21 protein-coding genes are annotated in these 16,139 nt (G+C 40.1%); 14 read left to right on the top strand and 7 right to left on the bottom strand.

Annotated features, from left to right (window positions below):
• Positions 1-70: 70 nt before the first annotated feature.
• Both NY014_RS05760 and NY014_RS05755 read left to right on the top strand, forming a co-directional pair.
• Positions 71-1,699 (top strand): acyl-CoA carboxylase subunit beta, encoded by a 1,629-nt coding sequence (locus tag NY014_RS05760; RefSeq protein WP_259413602.1) that lies wholly within the window; start codon positions 71-73, stop codon positions 1,697-1,699.
• Between the two features lie 25 nt (positions 1,700-1,724).
• A complete protein-coding gene (locus tag NY014_RS05755) occupies positions 1,725-2,567 on the top strand; it encodes a transglutaminase-like domain-containing protein (RefSeq protein WP_259414132.1) in 843 nt (280 codons plus the stop codon).
• Here the strand turns inward: NY014_RS05755 and NY014_RS05750 are convergent, their stop codons facing one another.
• A complete protein-coding gene (locus tag NY014_RS05750) occupies positions 2,568-3,140 on the bottom strand; it encodes a redoxin domain-containing protein (protein ID WP_259413601.1) in 573 nt (190 codons plus the stop codon).
• Between the two features lie 12 nt (positions 3,141-3,152).
• The gene (locus NY014_RS05745; protein WP_259413600.1) at positions 3,153-3,782 is read right to left on the bottom strand and encodes a 4'-phosphopantetheinyl transferase family protein; all 630 of its coding nucleotides are present in this window, start codon (positions 3,780-3,782) and stop codon (positions 3,153-3,155) included.
• A 35-nt stretch (positions 3,783-3,817) separates the two neighbouring features.
• On the opposite strand from NY014_RS05745, the gene NY014_RS05740 reads away from it, so the two are divergent.
• Genes NY014_RS05740 through NY014_RS05725 form a run of 4 tightly spaced genes read left to right on the top strand, consistent with a single transcriptional unit; the run spans position 3,818 to position 6,509 of the window.
• The gene (locus NY014_RS05740; protein ID WP_259413599.1) at positions 3,818-4,729 is read left to right on the top strand and encodes a WD40 repeat domain-containing protein; all 912 of its coding nucleotides are present in this window, start codon (positions 3,818-3,820) and stop codon (positions 4,727-4,729) included.
• Positions 4,730-4,733: 4 nt separating this feature from the next.
• Positions 4,734-5,681: a DivIVA domain-containing protein gene (locus tag NY014_RS05735; protein WP_259413597.1), complete on the top strand. Its 948-nt coding sequence runs from the start codon at positions 4,734-4,736 to the stop codon at positions 5,679-5,681.
• Positions 5,681-6,046, top strand: coding sequence for a dihydroneopterin aldolase (gene folB / locus NY014_RS05730; RefSeq protein ID WP_259413596.1), 366 nt, complete (start codon positions 5,681-5,683; stop codon positions 6,044-6,046). The genes NY014_RS05735 and folB overlap by 1 nt, the downstream gene beginning before the upstream one ends.
• Before the next feature lie 4 nt (positions 6,047-6,050).
• Positions 6,051-6,509 carry a DUF4268 domain-containing protein gene (locus NY014_RS05725; RefSeq protein WP_259413594.1) on the top strand — a complete coding sequence of 153 codons (459 nt, stop codon included), beginning with the start codon at positions 6,051-6,053 and terminating at the stop codon, positions 6,507-6,509.
• An 81-nt stretch (positions 6,510-6,590) separates the two neighbouring features.
• On the opposite strand, the gene NY014_RS05720 is transcribed toward NY014_RS05725, so the two are convergent.
• Together NY014_RS05720 and NY014_RS05715 are read right to left on the bottom strand one after the other, a co-directional pair.
• Positions 6,591-7,085: a DUF6265 family protein gene (locus NY014_RS05720; protein WP_259413593.1), complete on the bottom strand. Its 495-nt coding sequence runs from the start codon at positions 7,083-7,085 to the stop codon at positions 6,591-6,593.
• Between the two features lie 35 nt (positions 7,086-7,120).
• Positions 7,121-7,435, bottom strand: a complete 315-nt coding sequence (locus tag NY014_RS05715) for a HesB/IscA family protein (protein ID WP_259413592.1) — start codon at positions 7,433-7,435, stop codon at positions 7,121-7,123.
• A gap of 113 nt (positions 7,436-7,548) precedes the next feature.
• Here NY014_RS05715 and NY014_RS05710 point away from each other — a divergent pair, with 113 nt between their 5' ends.
• The 7 genes from NY014_RS05710 to NY014_RS05680 all read left to right on the top strand — a co-directional run bounded on the left by NY014_RS05710 (position 7,549) and on the right by NY014_RS05680 (position 13,222).
• A complete protein-coding gene (locus NY014_RS05710; RefSeq protein ID WP_259413591.1) occupies positions 7,549-8,073 on the top strand; it encodes a DUF7935 family protein in 525 nt (174 codons plus the stop codon).
• A 4-nt stretch (positions 8,074-8,077) separates the two neighbouring features.
• A complete protein-coding gene (locus tag NY014_RS05705; RefSeq protein WP_259413590.1) occupies positions 8,078-8,491 on the top strand; it encodes a YkvA family protein in 414 nt (137 codons plus the stop codon).
• Positions 8,492-8,524: 33 nt separating this feature from the next.
• Positions 8,525-9,154 (top strand): thioredoxin family protein, encoded by a 630-nt coding sequence (locus NY014_RS05700; RefSeq protein WP_259413589.1) that lies wholly within the window; start codon positions 8,525-8,527, stop codon positions 9,152-9,154.
• Positions 9,151-9,882 (top strand): Rossmann-fold NAD(P)-binding domain-containing protein, encoded by a 732-nt coding sequence (locus NY014_RS05695; protein ID WP_259413588.1) that lies wholly within the window; start codon positions 9,151-9,153, stop codon positions 9,880-9,882. Before NY014_RS05700 ends, NY014_RS05695 begins: the two co-directional genes overlap by 4 nt.
• Positions 9,879-10,331, top strand: a complete 453-nt coding sequence (gene dtd / locus NY014_RS05690; protein WP_259413587.1) for a D-aminoacyl-tRNA deacylase — start codon at positions 9,879-9,881, stop codon at positions 10,329-10,331. The genes NY014_RS05695 and dtd overlap by 4 nt, the downstream gene beginning before the upstream one ends.
• 24 nt (positions 10,332-10,355) lie before the next feature.
• Positions 10,356-11,828, top strand: a complete 1,473-nt coding sequence (locus NY014_RS05685) for an ATP-binding cassette domain-containing protein (RefSeq protein ID WP_259413586.1) — start codon at positions 10,356-10,358, stop codon at positions 11,826-11,828.
• A 149-nt stretch (positions 11,829-11,977) separates the two neighbouring features.
• Positions 11,978-13,222, top strand: a complete 1,245-nt coding sequence (locus NY014_RS05680) for an aminotransferase class V-fold PLP-dependent enzyme (protein WP_259413585.1) — start codon at positions 11,978-11,980, stop codon at positions 13,220-13,222.
• Here the strand turns inward: NY014_RS05680 and NY014_RS05675 are convergent.
• A complete protein-coding gene (locus NY014_RS05675; RefSeq protein ID WP_259413584.1) occupies positions 13,212-13,586 on the bottom strand; it encodes an iron chaperone in 375 nt (124 codons plus the stop codon). The two genes, NY014_RS05680 and NY014_RS05675, sit on opposite strands and share 11 nt — an antisense overlap.
• 191 nt (positions 13,587-13,777) lie before the next feature.
• Here NY014_RS05675 and NY014_RS05670 point away from each other — a divergent pair, with 191 nt between their 5' ends.
• Positions 13,778-14,125: a nucleotide pyrophosphohydrolase gene (locus tag NY014_RS05670; RefSeq protein ID WP_202615356.1), complete on the top strand. Its 348-nt coding sequence runs from the start codon at positions 13,778-13,780 to the stop codon at positions 14,123-14,125.
• 108 nt (positions 14,126-14,233) lie between these two features.
• On the opposite strand, the gene NY014_RS05665 is transcribed toward NY014_RS05670, so the two are convergent.
• Both NY014_RS05665 and NY014_RS05660 read right to left on the bottom strand, forming a co-directional pair.
• On the bottom strand, positions 14,234-14,470 hold the full coding sequence (locus tag NY014_RS05665; RefSeq protein ID WP_259413583.1) for an HP1242/YdcH family protein: 237 nt from the start codon (positions 14,468-14,470) through the stop codon (positions 14,234-14,236).
• 102 nt (positions 14,471-14,572) lie between these two features.
• Entirely contained in the window at positions 14,573-16,114 is a 1,542-nt protein-coding gene (locus NY014_RS05660) for a M81 family metallopeptidase (protein WP_290426998.1), read from the bottom strand.
• Positions 16,115-16,139 lie beyond the last annotated feature (25 nt).

Here is a 16,139-nt window from a genome sequence, read left to right as displayed (position 1 = left end):
TCTTTTCCCAAAAACCAAACTTCCTTTTGTAGATTGGAGTTTTAAATCTCATAAACCCAAAATCAACTTCATGAATACTACCGGAAAAACTCCCACTTTGAATTTTGATTCCTTATTGGATGAATTGAAAACTAAGTATGAGACTGTAAAAAAGGGTGGAGGGGAAAAGAGAATTGCAAAGGAGCATGAAAAAGGGAAATTGACTGCCCGGGAGCGAATTGATTATTTAATAGATCAAGAATCTGAATTTTTAGAGATAGGGGCTTTTGCTGCGGATGGAATGTATGAAGAAGAGGGTGGATGTCCTTCTGCAGGAGTGGTAACAGGAATTGGATATGTGAGTGGGAAAATGTGCGTCATAGTTGCTAATGACGCCACAGTGAAAGCAGGTGCTTGGTTTCCGATGACTGCCAAGAAGAATTTGCGCGCTCAAGAAGTGGCAATGGAAAACCGCCTCCCTATCATTTATCTAGTCGATAGCGCAGGTGTTTTCCTTCCTATGCAAAATGAGATTTTTCCTGATAAGGAGCATTTTGGACGTCAGTTTCGGAATAATGCCAAGATGTCTTCCATGGGAATAGTTCAAGTCGCTGCGATCATGGGAAGCTGTGTGGCTGGAGGAGCTTATTTGCCGATCATGTCAGATGAGGCAATGATTGTTGATAAGACTGGAACGATTTTTTTAGCCGGATCCTATTTGGTAAAAGCTGCAATAGGTGAGCAGGTGGACAATGAGACTCTTGGGGGAGCGACTACTCATTGTGAAATCTCTGGAGTAACTGATAATAAATACGATTCCGATCAAGAGTGCTTAGATGCTATCCGTAGGATTTTTGACAAAATCGGAGCTTCTGAAAAGGCAGGATTTGACCGAAAAGAACCCAAAACTCCTTCCATTTCTATCAATGAGGTTTTGGAGAAATTTCCCATTGACCGTGTAAAGCCATACGATATGCTTGACGTGCTGAAGGGGCTAGTCGATGGAGGGGAATTGGATGAATACAAAAAGGATTATGGAAAAACCTTGATTTGCGCCACAGCACGGATTGATGGTTGGGCTGTGGGTATCATTGCCAATCAGCGGAAGGTTGTCAAAAATGCCAAAGGAGAAATGCAGATGGGTGGAGTAATCTATTCAGACTCGGCAGATAAAGCAGCACGTTTCATTATGAATTGTAATCAGCGAAAAATTCCTTTGGTATTCATTCAGGACGTGAGTGGATTTATGGTAGGTTCAAAAGCCGAACATGGAGGTATCATCAAGGATGGAGCTAAAATGGTAAACGCCATGGCAAATTCTGTCGTGCCCAAATTTACCTTGGTAATAGGGAATTCTTATGGCGCTGGTAATTATGCAATGTGTGGCAAAGCTTATGACCCGCGCCTGATCTACTCTTGGCCTACAGCCCAAATGGCAGTAATGTCTGGATCTTCAGCTGCCAAAACTTTGCTTCAAATAAAAGTTTCGGCTTTGAAAAAGGCTGGGAAAGAAATTTCACCAGAAGATGAAAAAGCACTTTTGGAAGAAATTACCAATAAATACAATGAGGAACTTAGCCCATATTATGCAGCTGCAAGGTTATGGGTGGATGGAGTGATTGACCCTCGAGAAACCCGTAAGGTTATTTCCATGGGAATTGAAGCAGCTAATCATGCTCCGATTGAAAATCGGTTCAATGTTGGAGTGATTCAAACTTGACAATTTTTTGTATTTTCATTGGGTAATGGATCAGCTAAGTCCTTCTGAATTAAATGCACTTATTTCTCTTCTTGATGACACGGATCAAGAAGTAAAAGGGCATGTGCGTGACAGATTGATGTCGCTTGGTGCGGATATCATTCCTTTTTTGGAAGAAAAATGGGAGACGAATTTTAATCCCGAGATTCAGCGGGAATTGGAGTTTTTAGTTCATGAGCTCCAGTTTTCCCAGCTAAAAGCCCGTCTTGAGGATTGGAAAAAATCAGAAGACCGGGATTTATTGGCGGGACTTTGGATTATTAATACCTATCAGTATCCGGACCTGGAGTTTCAAAAACTCAATGCTGACATGCATCAGATTTATTTCGAGGTATGGACTGCTTTCAGCAATGATTTGGGGCCTTATGATCAGATCAAAATCATCAATAATGTCCTATTCAATAAGCTTAGGTTTTCAGCCAATACCAAGAATTTCCATTCCCCTGGGAATTCTATGCTGTCAACGGTTTTGGATACGAAAAAGGGCAACCCTATTTCCCTTTGTGCTATCTATTTGTTGGTGGCTCAAAAGTTGGGGTTGCCTGTCTATGGTGTGAATTTGCCTAACCTTTTTGTGTTGACTTATAAATCTGAGGATGTGACTTTTTACATCAATGTCTTCAATAAAGGTTTGATTTTCAGAAGACAGGATGTGTTCAATTATTTGGAGCATTTAAAAATTCCGCCGAAGGACGAGTATTTTGAGCCTACGGATTCCTTTCACATTATTTTGAGATCACTTCGGAACCTCGCCAATTCTTTTGAAAAATTAGGAGAAGCCGAGAAAGTCGAGGAAATCAAAAGCCTAATTCAAATTTTATTAGACTAGTTAGAAGGAACGCACATTGCAGCCTGTAGCTCGGACTTGAGAAGGGCTAGGTGTTTCTCCACGCAAAAGTTGATTTATTGCTCGCTCGAGGAATTTTTCGCTGACCGCATCTTCAGCCTGAGGGTTGTTGTCTATAGCTCCGTGATAAACCGGCTGAATCTCTCCTTCAACTTTTGTCAATAGGAAGACCTCGGGGATTTTAGAAACTTCTAATTTCTTGGATAGTGTTTTTTCTGAATCTATTAAAAACGAGAGGTTTATGCCTGAACTGTCTACATAATCCTTGAGTGATGCTTGATCTGCTAAAGTTGCGTTAGGATTCACCAAAACAAATCGAATCCCTTTGTTGGAATAGGAGGTACGTAAGTTTTTGATTCTTTCCTCATACATCTTCGCAAAAGGACATTTGAGATCATAAAAAAGTAAAACCAAACCTTCTTGATCACTCAAAGAGGCAATTGTTAAAGGCTTGTTGGTGATGGCATCTGTCAAAGTGATTTCTTCAAGACTTTGAGCAAATGAGATGTTGGCCCATGTTAAGAAGAAAAACAGGAATATGGCTTTAAGTTTCATAGGCTTTCAATTTTACCAAATGGTATAGGTCAATACCACGTCTTGAATAATTTCAGCTTTCACTTCATAATGATGATTTGCAAAATCCGTTCCGTGAATTTTCCCCTTGATTGTTTTGGCATTTTTATCAAATGGTTCCAATAGGATGTTTTCTCGAAAAGAGACACCTTTTTTTCCTTGGCACTTGAAAATTGATTCCTTAGCTGACCATGCGAGGGTATAATGGACAGGGTCTTTTTCCAAAAAATCCAACTCAGAAGGATCCAAAAATCGGAAGCCTATTCGAATGATTTTTTCCCGAATTAAATCCATATCGATCCCAACAGGTAATTCTCGATGGAAAATTGCACCTGCATATCCCAAGGTGTGCGTGAGGGAAACATGACCGCCTCCTTGCATGGCTTGTGATTTTCCGTGTTCGTCTTTGAAAAACCCCGGATAGGGGAGTTTCAGCTCATCCATAGCCTGTTTGATGGCTAGTCTTGAGGAAGCCCATTCCCGCTTTTTTTCGGAATGAGAAATATTTGCATAGGAAAGCCTTTCCCGAAAACTCAAAAAATCTAACTGAGTCAGTGGCTGGTCTTCAATAATCTTCAAAACCAAGGCCGATTGAGAATCAATTTTTTCTATTTTTGTTTGCATAGGCAAATGGGGAATTCCCAAACAAAAGCCAATATATGTCAAAAATCCAAGTTAATAAATTACACACCCTTACCGGCCACAATGATTGCATCTATGCTTTAGCAGAAGGGCCTGATCCTAGATTTTTTTATACAGGTGCCGGGGATGGGATGGTAGTAGAATGGGATTTAGATAAGCCCAAAGACGGTAAATTAGTTGCAAAACTTCCGCATTCAGTCTATGCCTTAGCAGTTGATCGGCTTCGAAATTGGCTGATTATTGGGCATAATTTTGAAGGAATTCATGTGATTGATCTTCAGGAGAATAAAGAAATTTGGTCACTGAAGCTTACCGATCAGGCTATTTTTCACATCACTGTACTTGGAGATGAAATTTTAGTAGGCACTGGTGATGGAGTTTTGACTGTGGTGGATATTCAAAGTCAAGCTGTGCGAAAGCATATCAAGCTGAGTTCAAAAAGTATCCGTGTGATGGATGTGGCTTTGAAGAAAATGCACCTTGCGATCGGTTTATCTGATCATACAGTCAAAATTTTGGATTTGTCTGAGGATTTCAAGCCCATAGCAAATCTCACAGGACATAGTAATTCGGTATTTGCCTTGAGCTTTTCTCCTGATGAGGAATTGTTAATCAGCGGAGCTAGAGACGCCCATTTAAAATTTTGGGAGACCAATTCTTACACACAGAAAGAAAATATCATCGCACATATGTATGCGATAAATTACCTTTCATTCCGGGAAGATGGGGCATATTTTGTGACCTGCTCCATGGATAAATCAATTAAAGTCTGGGATACTCAACAGCAAAAATTATTAAAAGTCATCGATAAGGCACGAAATGCCGGGCACGGAACCTCCATCAACAAAGTGATTTGGAGTACCTACAGTCAAGATGTTATTTCCGTTTCGGATGACCGCACTATTTCTATTTGGAATTTAGAACTTTAAAAGCATGAAAATTTCACCCACAGAGATTCGTAAGAAGTCATTCGAAACATCCTTTCGGGGATATGAAAAAAAAGAAGTGGAGCAGTTTCTGGATCAATTGAGTCAATCATTTGATCAGGTTTGTCAGGAAAATTTAGAGTTGAAAAGCAAGCTGCAGCAAGTGGAGAGTGAAGCTAAGCGACTCAAAGATGTAGAGGATAGCCTTTTTCGAACGCTCAAGACTGCTGAAGATACTGGGGCTAGTATCATCGAGGAAGCAAATGCTGCTGCGGATCAAATCATCGAGGAAGCAAATTACAATGCGAAGCATGCAAATGAGTATGCTGAAAAAATCATAAAAGAGACCAAGCAAAAAGCGGAAGCTGATGCGGCTATAATCATCGCTGCTGCAGAAGCAAAGGCTAAAGAAGTAATCGTTGAACTTCGTGAAAGCATGCAGGGATTGGTGCGTAGTTATGAAAGCTTGGTGGAGCAGCGAGAAAATTTGGTGAAAAGCTTACGCCGAATTTCTCAGGACATGCTCAATCAAATTGAACTTTCAGATGCTCATTTTTCCAGAATTGATGCGAAGGCACTTGCTCGGGCTGTGGAGGAATTGAGTCGGTCCCAAGCTTTTACTTTTGGTAATCTAGAGAGCCTTGCTGAACAAGTAGGTCAGAGTCTTTCCCAAACCGAAATAACGGTAGAACAAGAGGAGGAGGATCCAATGGCTGAAATGGAGGTGATCGAGGAAGAATTGGAAATTGAAATCCATGATTCTACACCTGATGTACAAGGTGAAGCTCCTGAAGTAGAACCAGAAGAGGAAGAAACAATCGAGCCTAAAGTTGAAGAAGAGGATGTGAAAAAAGTGAAAAATGAAACTCCTACTCCGGCTGAAAAAGAAACTGAATCTCCAAAAGAAGAAGATCCAAACAAACAATCAGGTTCTTTCTTTGACCAATTTGACTGATGGGAAAAGTTGCACTCGAAGGCATTGAGTTTCATGCATATCATGGAGTTTACCCTGAAGAAGCTATTCTTGGGAATCGTTTTACACTGGATTTAGAATTAGATACTGATTTCAAAGAAGCGATGCTTCATGATGATTTGAATGGAACGGTGGACTATTCCAAATTATATCAGCTCATCAAGGCAAGAATGGGAGAGAAGGTCAAGTTGTTAGAGCATTTAGGTCATTTAATCGTCCAAGATATTTTGGAAGCCTATCCAGAAACCAAGCAAATCAAACTCACATTGAAAAAGCACCATCCTTCATTGGGAGGTTTGGTGAATTTCTCTTCCGTACAAATCCAATACCCCGAAGATTACAGCTAAGGTTTTGTATTCCCGATCCGAAACATCCCGAATCAGAAAGAGCTTTTGGATAGCTTTTGGCCAGTATATGAAACCTGTTCCAAATGTTCAGGGAGGAAGAGTCAATTGGCAAAATTATAAGACCGGAGTCAAGGATATTTATTTTCGTTTGCGAGCCGAAAGAGGCTTTGCCACAGTAGGAATTGAGGTCACTCATAAGGATGAAGAATTGCAGCAGTTATTTTTCGAGCATCTGATGCAACTTCGAAAGATCTTGGAACAGTGTACTGGAGAAGTTTGGGATTGGCAACTTCATCAATCCAATGAATTTGGTCAGCTCATATCCAAAGTGGAAAAAAGAATGGAAGGAGTAGATGTAATGAATGAAAATGATTGGCCTTCCATCATCTCATTTTTAAAACCAAGAATAATCGCTTTGGATGAATTTTGGGATTTAGTGAAGCCCGGATTTGAAGATTTTTGATCACTAAAACTCTTCTAGGTCTTCAGTTAATTGGCATCAAATCTTTGTTCTAACTAGATCAAAAACTTTAAAATTGAGACTCTAGAGAGCCTTTTTTGATAAGTTCAGTATTTCGGTTTTAGTTTCAGCTCCATCCGAAACATTGAGATGATATATCAATTGATCTCCTTTTCGTTCAATGGTCATTCCATTAAACCAGACTTTTTGTTCACCTAGCTCGATCAACTGAAAAACTGTCCATTCTTCCTTTTCTTCCCAGCCCTCTAAGTCGGGACTAAAATGCTTCAGCTTCATAGTGACACTTTCTCCATCTTGGATCAAATTCATGAATTCAGAGAAAACCAATTGGCCGTTTTCCCAAAATCGAAAAGTGCCAACCATATGCCCGTCTACTTCCGGCATCCATACCTCCTCACATTCTCCCCCAAATCCAGTTCCTGACCAATACCCTACCAGCCAATCAAGGTTTTCAACCGTACCTTTTCCCGATTTTTCTCCCTCTGCGAGATTTCTGACCTGTGCGAAAGAAAAATTGCTAATGCCTAGGCAAAGCAAAATGCTGAAAAATATCTTCATGTTCTTGGGGTTTAAAGATCAGAAGATACAAAGAATTATTGATCATGTCGTTTAGGGATATCAGGATTTACAAAAGTGAACCCCCTTGCTTCATCGCTTTCGAAAAAGTCAATTTGCATCCCCATCAAAAACATATAGTGCTTTTTCTCAATTAACACCGGAATTCCTCCAATATCGAATTGCTGATCCTCTTCTTTGGGTTTGTCAAATCCCAGGGCATAGGACATGCCTCCGCAACCTCCACCTTTTACTCCAACCCGAAGGAAATAATCGGAAGGAATATTTTTATTGGCCATGATGTTTTTGATCTCAGCCTCAGCTTTTTCTGTAATTGTAATCGGAATTAGCATGTACTTCGAATGATTTTGGCAGGAAATTGGTTCGAATTTGAATCAAATTTACACAAGGAACCGTTTTCAAGGCGGGATAATTTGCGGATATTCGAAGATTCTACTTAAGAGATATGGATTACCTGGTTGATTTACTGAAAATTTTGCTTCCTGCTGGAGCTGTACTTTATGGGATGTACCTTGTCGTAGTTTCTTTTCTTTCAAAGGAAAGGGAAAAAATGCTCGTGGATTTAAAAACTCAAAATACGCAAAGCATCCTTCCTATACGTTTACAGGCAGCAGAGCGCTTGTGTTTGTTACTGGAGCGGATTACTCCAAATAATCTGGTTCGTAGAGCCAATGTTTCCGGAATGAGTGCTGCTGAGCTTCATTCCCAATTATTGACTGAAGTACGGGATGAATTTAGCCACAACTATTCCCAGCAGGTGTATTTCTCGGATGAAACCTGGGAAGCTGTCAAGCGTGCAATAGAGGAGGTAACCACCATTGTGAATTTAGGAAGACAAAGTTTGACCGAAGGTCAGGATAGTGGGATGGACTTGGCAAAAGCTATTTTCTCCGTAACCATGGATCGAAAAAATGATGCGATTGCCTTTGCTTTGAAACAGGTAAAGTCAGAGATCAATATTTATTTCTAATCTCATGTCAAAACTGAAAGACAAAACCGGCCAATTAATCGAGCAAGCTCGAGCGCTTTTTGGGAAGCAGGTGGAAGCCTTGGCTCAAAAGGAAGCGAAAGTCCGTGAATTGCTTTCAGGGGTTAAGAATAAATTGACTGCATTAAAGGATAATCCCCGGGTAAAAAAACTGGTGGAACCAATTTCAGTCTTTATTCGAATGATTAAAGCTCATTTTTCAGGTGCACATAAGCTATCCGCTTCGACTTTGGGATTGATTTTATTGGGATTGGTTTACTTTTTATCTCCTGTAGATATTATTCCGGATTTTTTGGGCTTCTTCGGATTTGCAGATGACTTGTCTGTGATTATGGCCATTTTTACCAAGGTAAAAGACGAGGTGACGGATTTTTTAGATTGGGAGCGAACTCAGATATAAACTAGTCTGTTTAGAGTCCAAATCCGAGAATTTATGTTGGACCAAATTACGAAACCAAAAACCATTACTTCCGATACGATTGCTAATGCCATGACCTACTCGCAATATCGCGAGCTGGTAGATGCGCTTTTTTCCGAAGGGAAAACCACTGGAGAAAATCAATCAGAGGCTTATTTGGAATACACCCGCATGGCAATTCAGCGGATGAATCGCTGGGATAAGGTGGCGAAGGTTTCACCGGAAATGGAAGAGCGGGTCAAAAAGCTTCCTCCTCAAATTTGGTTGGTTATAACTGAAGCTTGGTGTGGAGATGCTGGTCAAACCATTCCTTACATGAATAAATTAGCGGATTTGAATCCTGGAATTCAGCTTCGATTGATTCTTCGGGATGAAAATCCAGACATCATCGATGCGCATTTGACAAATGGCGCTAGGTCTATTCCTAAGTTGATCGCATTAAGTCCCGGACTTAATAAAGAATATTTTTCTTGGGGGCCAAAACCCAAGTATTTGATTGAAAAACAAAGAGCATTTCGGGAGGATCCTAAAGGCAAAACTTCAAAAGAATTCACTCAAGAAGTACACCTTTGGTATGCAAGGGATAAAAACCAATCTTTGGAGCAGGAATTAGGGGATTGTTTCTCCCAAGCATTTGATATATGAGAATTGCAATAATGTCTGGAACTTCCGGATTGATCGGCATGCAGTTGCTGGATCAATTGCTTAAAAGTGCTGCTTATGATTATGTAATCAGTGTAGGACGTAGGAAACTAACCTTGAAGCATCCTAAGCTAGTTCAGTTGGAAGGTAATCTGGCAAAAATCCAGGATTGGAATTGGGCTGAATCAATCAATGCTGAGTCTATAGGAGGTGAATATCGAGATTTGGTTCTGGCTTTGGAGTCCAAATCAGCTCAAATTTCAGGCTTTTGTTCTTTAGGAACCACTATCAAAAAAGCAGGTTCCAAAGAGCGGTTTTTTGAAATAGATCATGATTTGGTCATCGCTTTTGCCTCTTGGGTAAAATCATTAGAGGCAAATTCCTTCCATTATGTCTCTGCAATGGGTGCAAATGCCGAATCAGGTATTTTTTACAATCAGGTAAAAGGGAAAACCGAAAAAGATCTTGAATCCTTAAGTTTTGATTGCTTAAAGATTTATCAGCCTTCTCTTTTGCTTGGAAATCGACATGAATTTAGGTTTGGAGAATTGGTAGCAACTATCCTGATGAAGCCATTGGTTTGGTTGAAATTGTTCAAGAATTTCAGACCGATTTATGATTATCAGGTTGCCAAATCCATGGTGAAGGTTGACCTGGATTCTGAGAGAAGTGGTTTAGAGCGAATTAGCTCCGGCGAAATGCAAGATCTCACAGCAAAGAAAAAGTCATGATAGCAGTCATTCAGCGAGTCTCCGAAGCTTCGGTAAAGATTGAAGGGAAAATCAAATCTTCCATTGGAACAGGTTTGATGATTCTTTTAGGAATCGAGGATGCAGATAATCAAGAAGACATTGACTGGCTTTCGAAGAAAATTGTCAATCTCCGTATTTTCCCTGACGAAAATGAGGTGATGAATCGAAGCCTCTTAGAAGTCAAAGGCGAGGTATTATTGATTTCCCAATTCACTTTGCATGCAAGTACCAAAAAAGGTAACCGACCTTCCTATATCAAGGCGGCAAAACCACCTGTGGCGATTCCTTTATATGAAAAAATGATACTTTCTTTAGAGCAGGAATTAGGAAAACCAATTGGTACAGGTGAGTTTGGAGCGGACATGAAAGTCTCTTTAATCAATGATGGACCGGTCACGATTGTGATTGACAGCAAAAACAAGGTTTGATTTTTCTTCTATTTTTGAAGAGAAATGAAATCTATCCTTCTAAATATTCAACAAGCCCAAGTTTTTTTTAAGGGTAAGCAAGCATTCCAAAATCTGAATTTTCAATGGGAGGAAGGTCAGACCTGGGCGATTATCAGTGAGTCCGGATGGCTTCAAACTGCGTTTCTAGAAACCCTTCGGGGAAATACGCTGATTCGTAATGGGAAATTTCAAACACATTTTGCTCAAGAATACATAGAAGAAAAATCTTCTCAAAAAGAAGTTCACAGCTTTCGGGATTTGATGGCATATGTGTCTCAGAAGTATGAATTTCGAAACAAATTCAACCAACAAAACTTTTATTTCCAGCAACGCTTCAATTCCTCAGAATCAGAGGAGACGGCAACAGTTGAGCAATATCTTAGGGAAGTTGAGCCGAAAGTTCAAGGACCTTGGACGCTTCAGAAAGTTTTGGATTTGCTTGACTTGGACAGACTTCGGGATGAGTCTCTGCTTAAACTTTCTAATGGAGAAACAAGGAGGTTGGCTTTGGCGAGTGGCTTGATGCGTCAGCCAAGCATTTTTCTCATGGACCATCCAACGACAGGGCTTGATATTCAAAGTAGAGCAAATTTTGGGAAAGTGCTTCGAAGTATTCTGGATGCTGGAACCCAAGTCTTACTTACTTGTAACGCTCAAGATATTCCTGATGGCGTAACTCACATTGCTCAATTGGATTATTCCGGAATAGCCCGAATTTGGAAAAAGGAGGAATTCCATCTAGTAGAGCATCTCAATTTGAAAAAGAACTGGGATTGGGGTTTACTTCAGGAGTTGGTAAAGGATGATAAAAATGGAAGTAGTGAATCAATAATTGAGTTGAAAAATGTCTCCATTTCTTATCAAGGGAAAAAGATCCTAGATCAAGTTAATTGGAGCATTGAAGTGGGTGAAAAATGGCAATTGAGGGGAGCAAATGGTTCTGGAAAATCGACCTTGATTTCCTTGTTAATCGGCGAAAATCCACAATCCTATTCTCAAGATATCTGGTTGTTTGGAAGAAAGAGAGGAACTGGTGAATCCATTTGGGATGTAAAACGACCAACCGGCTTTGTAGCACCTGAGTTGGCTAGATTTTTTCCAACCAATCAAACCTGTAGGAAAGTGATTCTTTCTGGTCTTTTTGATACCATGGGCTTGTTTAAAAAGGTTTCTCCAGAACAAGAAAATCTTGCTAAACAATGGATGAAATTATTTGAATTGGAAGAGTTTGCAGACATTCCAATTCAGCGCTTAGCCCTTGAGCAACAACGCTGGACACTTCTTGCTAGAGCGCTAATTAAAAAGCCAAGGCTATTGATTTTGGATGAAGCTTCTCAAGGTTTGGATGAAGCAAAACGGAATTTGTTTAAAGAAACAGTGCAGAAAGTCTGCGAATTTTCTGGCGTGACATTGATTTTTGTAAGTCATTATCCCGAGGATGTTCCTGCTTCAGTAGACCGAGTTTTCCAACTTTAAGATTGAGATTTTATCTGATTGTAATAGAATTGCGGTCACATTCCGCTAAAATTTGATTTTTTGACCTTGCTGTTTTTTGAGCTTTTATATCTGAGGCAAAATGGTATCTTCAATTCTCTTATCATTCACTCGCATCAATTCTAAAAATTATGGGAAATCGAAGGGATTTCATTCAAAAAATGGGGCTGGGTTTATTTGCTCCTTCTTTTCTAAGCAATCTTGACCAAAGCAATTTTTTGCCATTATCCGAACAATCCTGGGAAGAAATCCGGGAACTGTTTCCCCTTCAGAAGTCTCGAATTTATTTGAATAACGGGACCTTTGGACCTTCTCCAAAGTCGGTTTTGGAGGCTATTCATCTATCTTTCCAAGAAACCAATGAAACAGGTGTCTATGGTAACCCTGATTCAGGAAGAGAGCGGATCGCCGATTTTTTTGGAGTAAAAAAATCCGAGATTTCGCTGACTCATAATACCACGGAGGGTATCAATATCATGGCTCAAGGGTTGCCTCTTCAGGCGGGGGATGAGGTGATAGTAACTGCCCATGAACATGCGGGAAGTGCGATTCCGTGGTTAAATCGAGCTCATTTAGATCAAATTGTTTTGAAGGTTTTTCAACCTTCTGATACTCAAGAAAAGAATTTGGAAATCATCAAAAGTTTGGTGACTTCAAAAACCCGAGCGATTGCCATTCCACATATTACCTGTACTACTGGTACGGTGTTTCCCATTCGTGAAATAGCTGATTTTGCGAGAGAAAGAGGAATTTATACTGCAATTGATGGAGCCCATGGCGCAGGTACAGTCCAACTCAATCTCCGGGAATTAGGATGTGACTTTTATGCCGGATGTTTTCATAAATGGATGCTTGGACCAAATGGTAGTGGCTTTTTGTTTGTGCGAGAAGAAATGCTCGATCAATTACAGGCTTACCAAGTTGGAGCAAAATCTGAAAAAAGCTGGAAACTTTCGGTAGATGAAAGGGAATTTGGAGGATATGTAGATACAGCTCATCGATACGATTATGGTACTCAAAGTACTCCTATGCATGTAGGGGTGGTGGCTGCTGTAAATTTTCATGAAGAAATTGGAAGGGATAGAATCGAAGCTCGAATTCGGGAATTGAATGACTATCTATATGAAGGTTTGAAGCAAATTGAAAAATTGGAGATTCTAACCCCTGAGGAACGGGAATCAAGAATTTGTGTGGTTTCATTTCGTGTTCCAAGAATGGATTATCGTGAAATAGCCTCAGCTTTAAGCCAAAAGCAGATACGGATCCGGGGAGTTCATGAGGCAAATCTCAACGCCATCCGGGTATCCACGCATATCTACAACTCCAAAGCTGAAATAGATTTCTTCCTGAACGAAATCAAGCGAATCACCTCTTAAGCTTTCGCTCTTGTTTTTCCTTAGCCTCAGCTTTTCTAAAGAGTGCGATTTGGGTGATTAATTCTTCTGGGATTTCCTGATCGTATGGAATTTGAATTACCCCTTTTCCAGTTTCGTAATCCTCGAGTAGGTCTTTGAAATTACTTACTCCTGAACTCGTTGGGTAAAAGCCTAAATGGTTTTTCATAGCTGCATAATAAACCAAGACTTCAGAGGTTCTAAATGCCGGCATGTGATAGCTAATAACTTCTTTTGCCTCTGGCAAGGCCTTTTTTAGTATTTCTCTGATTTGCTGAAGCTTTGATTGAATCTCAGGAGAAAACCAGCTGATATATTCTTCAACTGAACTAGGTTTGGGATGCATGTGGAGGTGTTTTGTGGGTACTTTGAAAAAGACTTTCAGCAATCTATGTGATTGAATTTGAGAATATTTATTTGAGGTAATTTATTTTTTTCATTTCCAAAATTATGAGAGATCAAAACTTCATTTGTTTTGATCTGGGGCTGCTCTTCGAAAAATCATTTTATTTGTTCCGGAATTTGAACTATTTAAACATGAGTGATATCAAATCAGAAATTACAATTTCCGAAGCCCAAGAGCTTGTTGATCAGTGGATCAAAACTGTGGGAGTTCGCTATTTCAATGAACTAACCAATATGACTATCTTGATGGAAGAGGTGGGGGAGATGGCCAGAATCATGGCTAGAACTTACGGGGAACAGTCCTTCAAGGAATCAGACAAGGATAAAAACCTAGGAGACGAAATGGCTGATGTGTTATGGGTTTTGATATGCCTAGCGAATCAAACCGGGGTAGACCTTACGGAAGCTTTGAGACGGAATTTTGAAAAGAAAAATATTCGAGATAAAGACCGTCATCGAAATAATGAAAAGTTGAAATAAAAAAGAGGCTGTTATTTAAGTTTATTCTTAGTCAGACTGAGCGCCTGCTTGAGAGCTATGAAAGAACCCAATGTGACAAAAAGACTAAACCTGACAGCCTCTTTTCAATTAGTTTTCCTTCAAAATCCGATATATTTCATCTTTTAGACGCATCCGTTTGATGTGAAGTTGATTGGTTGTTTCATCGGATGCCGGCTCAGTTTCTGTTTCAATTCGGTAGATTTCATGATCTACCTCATCATAGTCATTAAAGAGATTTTTAAAGTAGTCATCCTCTACCTTCAATTGACTGATTTTATCTTCAAACTCCGGGAATTCTTCCTGTAATGGATGTTTCTTGATCATGGTATTCGAACTTTTGGTATACTTAATATTAGGTGATTTTCGCCGGTATTCTAATGACAAAAATCACCTAGTCTCCGAATACAGATCTTGTTTTTCGAATCTTTAAGACCCAGATTTTTTAATCCATCTAACACTTAAATCAGGGTCTGCCATATCAGGATCAAGCGGGAACATGGGACGATTAATTCGCTGATATCCCAATCGCTGAAGGTCTTGGTCCACACCTCCCGGAGTCAAAGCCATAATCCAATCTCCACGGAGATCGTAAAGTTCAGGGACCAAATAGCCAATTTTTACAACCAAAACATCAGTCCCTCGAGGATCAAGCTGTAGGTCTGTAAAATCCTTTTCGTGATGGTAAGGCTTACGTTTTTCGGTGACAATTACTTTTACCGAACCTACTTGGACGACTATTTCAGTTTTTCCATCAAGATCCCCTTCTTTGATTGCCAAAAGCTTTCCTTCTAGCAAAATTGGAGGAGCAAAACGATCATCTACCATAGCTCCTACATATCCCGAAATTTTTTCACCAACTTGTGCCGATTTGGCCTTTTCAATCAATTCAGGACCGGGAATAGAAGCATAAATCAACTCAGGTCCATTTTCGGATTGGAATTCAGGACGCTTTAAAATCTCATTTAAGGTCCAAGTAACGTCACCTGCTCCTCCTGCGGTTGGATTATCCCCCATATCGGAAATAACATATGGTTTTTTCTCACTATTAAGAGCCATTTCCAAGCTTTCATTCAAGTATGCCACAGGTGCTACAAATTCAAATTCATTTCGAACATCCCAAAAACTTTGAGCAAGGTATTCTACACTTTCTTTTACTTCCTTTTCATCATCTCCAGTTACCATGACAACGGCATGATTTCTAGGTTCATCAGCCCAAGCATAGCCTATCCAAATAGCCGCATCAATCACTCCTTCTTTTTTTGTCTGAGGATCCACTTTTGCGTAAAGCGATTTTCCTGGGTCAATTCTAGTACTTGTTTTTTCTCCTGGCAATAAAATTGGGACAGGAATCCAGGCTTTATAGGCAGGTTTTCCTTTTCCGCTTTCTAGTCGATCGAGAAGGTTTTCAACTGCGCGTTGTTTTGATTCCAAGGCGTCTTCATGGGGAGCCATTCGGTAGCAAGTTATCAAATCAGTGTTTTCTGCTAATCGCTGGGAAACATTGCCATGAAGGTCCATGGATGTGGAAATTATGGTTTCCGGACCCACTACCTCTCGTACTTTGATGATAAAATCTCCCTCAGGATCATCTAAGTCTTCTACACTCATTGCACCGTGAATATCAAAGAAAAGTCCATCATAAGGCAGATTTTCTTTCAACATATCCAAGGTCAAATTGACTAAAGAATCATAGGCATCGCGAGTAACCATACCGCCAGGAATCGCATGTCCTCTTAAAGTTGGGAACCATTCGGCCCGGCTTCGATTGGAAGAGCTATCGGCTAGAAATGGGTAGTAATTGAAAATATCACCCCCGATTCGTGCTTTGAATGATTCTGCCGTAGATCTAGCTGGAGAAAACGTGCTGGATTCGATCGCTAATCCTGCTATAGCAATTCGTGGAAGTTTTTCTTCCGGCTGACAGGAGAAGAGTAGACAAATCAGTAAAAGGCCAAAAAGGTTTTTCATCATTTGCTGGTTTAAATGGAATCCT

It is taken from the genome of Algoriphagus limi (assembly GCF_024919275.1).
Lineage (GTDB): Bacteria > Bacteroidota > Bacteroidia > Cytophagales > Cyclobacteriaceae > Algoriphagus > Algoriphagus limi.
The sequence above is the reverse complement of the archived record's forward strand: the minus strand, read 5'-3'. Positions and strand labels throughout refer to the sequence as shown.

Coding starts and splice junctions, on each gene's coding strand:
- NY014_RS05760 (WP_259413602.1), top strand. CDS start 71: ATGAATACTACCGGAAAAACTCCCACTTTGAATTTTGATTCCTTATTG.
- NY014_RS05755 (WP_259414132.1), top strand. CDS start 1,725: ATGGATCAGCTAAGTCCTTCTGAATTAAATGCACTTATTTCTCTTCTT.
- NY014_RS05750 (WP_259413601.1), bottom strand. CDS start 3,140: ATGAAACTTAAAGCCATATTCCTGTTTTTCTTCTTAACATGGGCCAAC.
- NY014_RS05745 (WP_259413600.1), bottom strand. CDS start 3,782: ATGCAAACAAAAATAGAAAAAATTGATTCTCAATCGGCCTTGGTTTTG.
- NY014_RS05740 (WP_259413599.1), top strand. CDS start 3,818: ATGTCAAAAATCCAAGTTAATAAATTACACACCCTTACCGGCCACAAT.
- NY014_RS05735 (WP_259413597.1), top strand. CDS start 4,734: ATGAAAATTTCACCCACAGAGATTCGTAAGAAGTCATTCGAAACATCC.
- folB (WP_259413596.1), top strand. CDS start 5,681: ATGGGAAAAGTTGCACTCGAAGGCATTGAGTTTCATGCATATCATGGA.
- NY014_RS05720 (WP_259413593.1), bottom strand. CDS start 7,085: ATGAAGATATTTTTCAGCATTTTGCTTTGCCTAGGCATTAGCAATTTT.
- NY014_RS05715 (WP_259413592.1), bottom strand. CDS start 7,435: ATGCTAATTCCGATTACAATTACAGAAAAAGCTGAGGCTGAGATCAAA.
- NY014_RS05710 (WP_259413591.1), top strand. CDS start 7,549: ATGGATTACCTGGTTGATTTACTGAAAATTTTGCTTCCTGCTGGAGCT.
- NY014_RS05705 (WP_259413590.1), top strand. CDS start 8,078: ATGTCAAAACTGAAAGACAAAACCGGCCAATTAATCGAGCAAGCTCGA.
- NY014_RS05700 (WP_259413589.1), top strand. CDS start 8,525: ATGTTGGACCAAATTACGAAACCAAAAACCATTACTTCCGATACGATT.
- NY014_RS05695 (WP_259413588.1), top strand. CDS start 9,151: ATGAGAATTGCAATAATGTCTGGAACTTCCGGATTGATCGGCATGCAG.
- dtd (WP_259413587.1), top strand. CDS start 9,879: ATGATAGCAGTCATTCAGCGAGTCTCCGAAGCTTCGGTAAAGATTGAA.
- NY014_RS05685 (WP_259413586.1), top strand. CDS start 10,356: ATGAAATCTATCCTTCTAAATATTCAACAAGCCCAAGTTTTTTTTAAG.
- NY014_RS05680 (WP_259413585.1), top strand. CDS start 11,978: ATGGGAAATCGAAGGGATTTCATTCAAAAAATGGGGCTGGGTTTATTT.
- NY014_RS05675 (WP_259413584.1), bottom strand. CDS start 13,586: ATGCATCCCAAACCTAGTTCAGTTGAAGAATATATCAGCTGGTTTTCT.
- NY014_RS05670 (WP_202615356.1), top strand. CDS start 13,778: ATGAGTGATATCAAATCAGAAATTACAATTTCCGAAGCCCAAGAGCTT.
- NY014_RS05665 (WP_259413583.1), bottom strand. CDS start 14,470: ATGATCAAGAAACATCCATTACAGGAAGAATTCCCGGAGTTTGAAGAT.
- NY014_RS05660 (WP_290426998.1), bottom strand. CDS start 16,114: ATGAAAAACCTTTTTGGCCTTTTACTGATTTGTCTACTCTTCTCCTGT.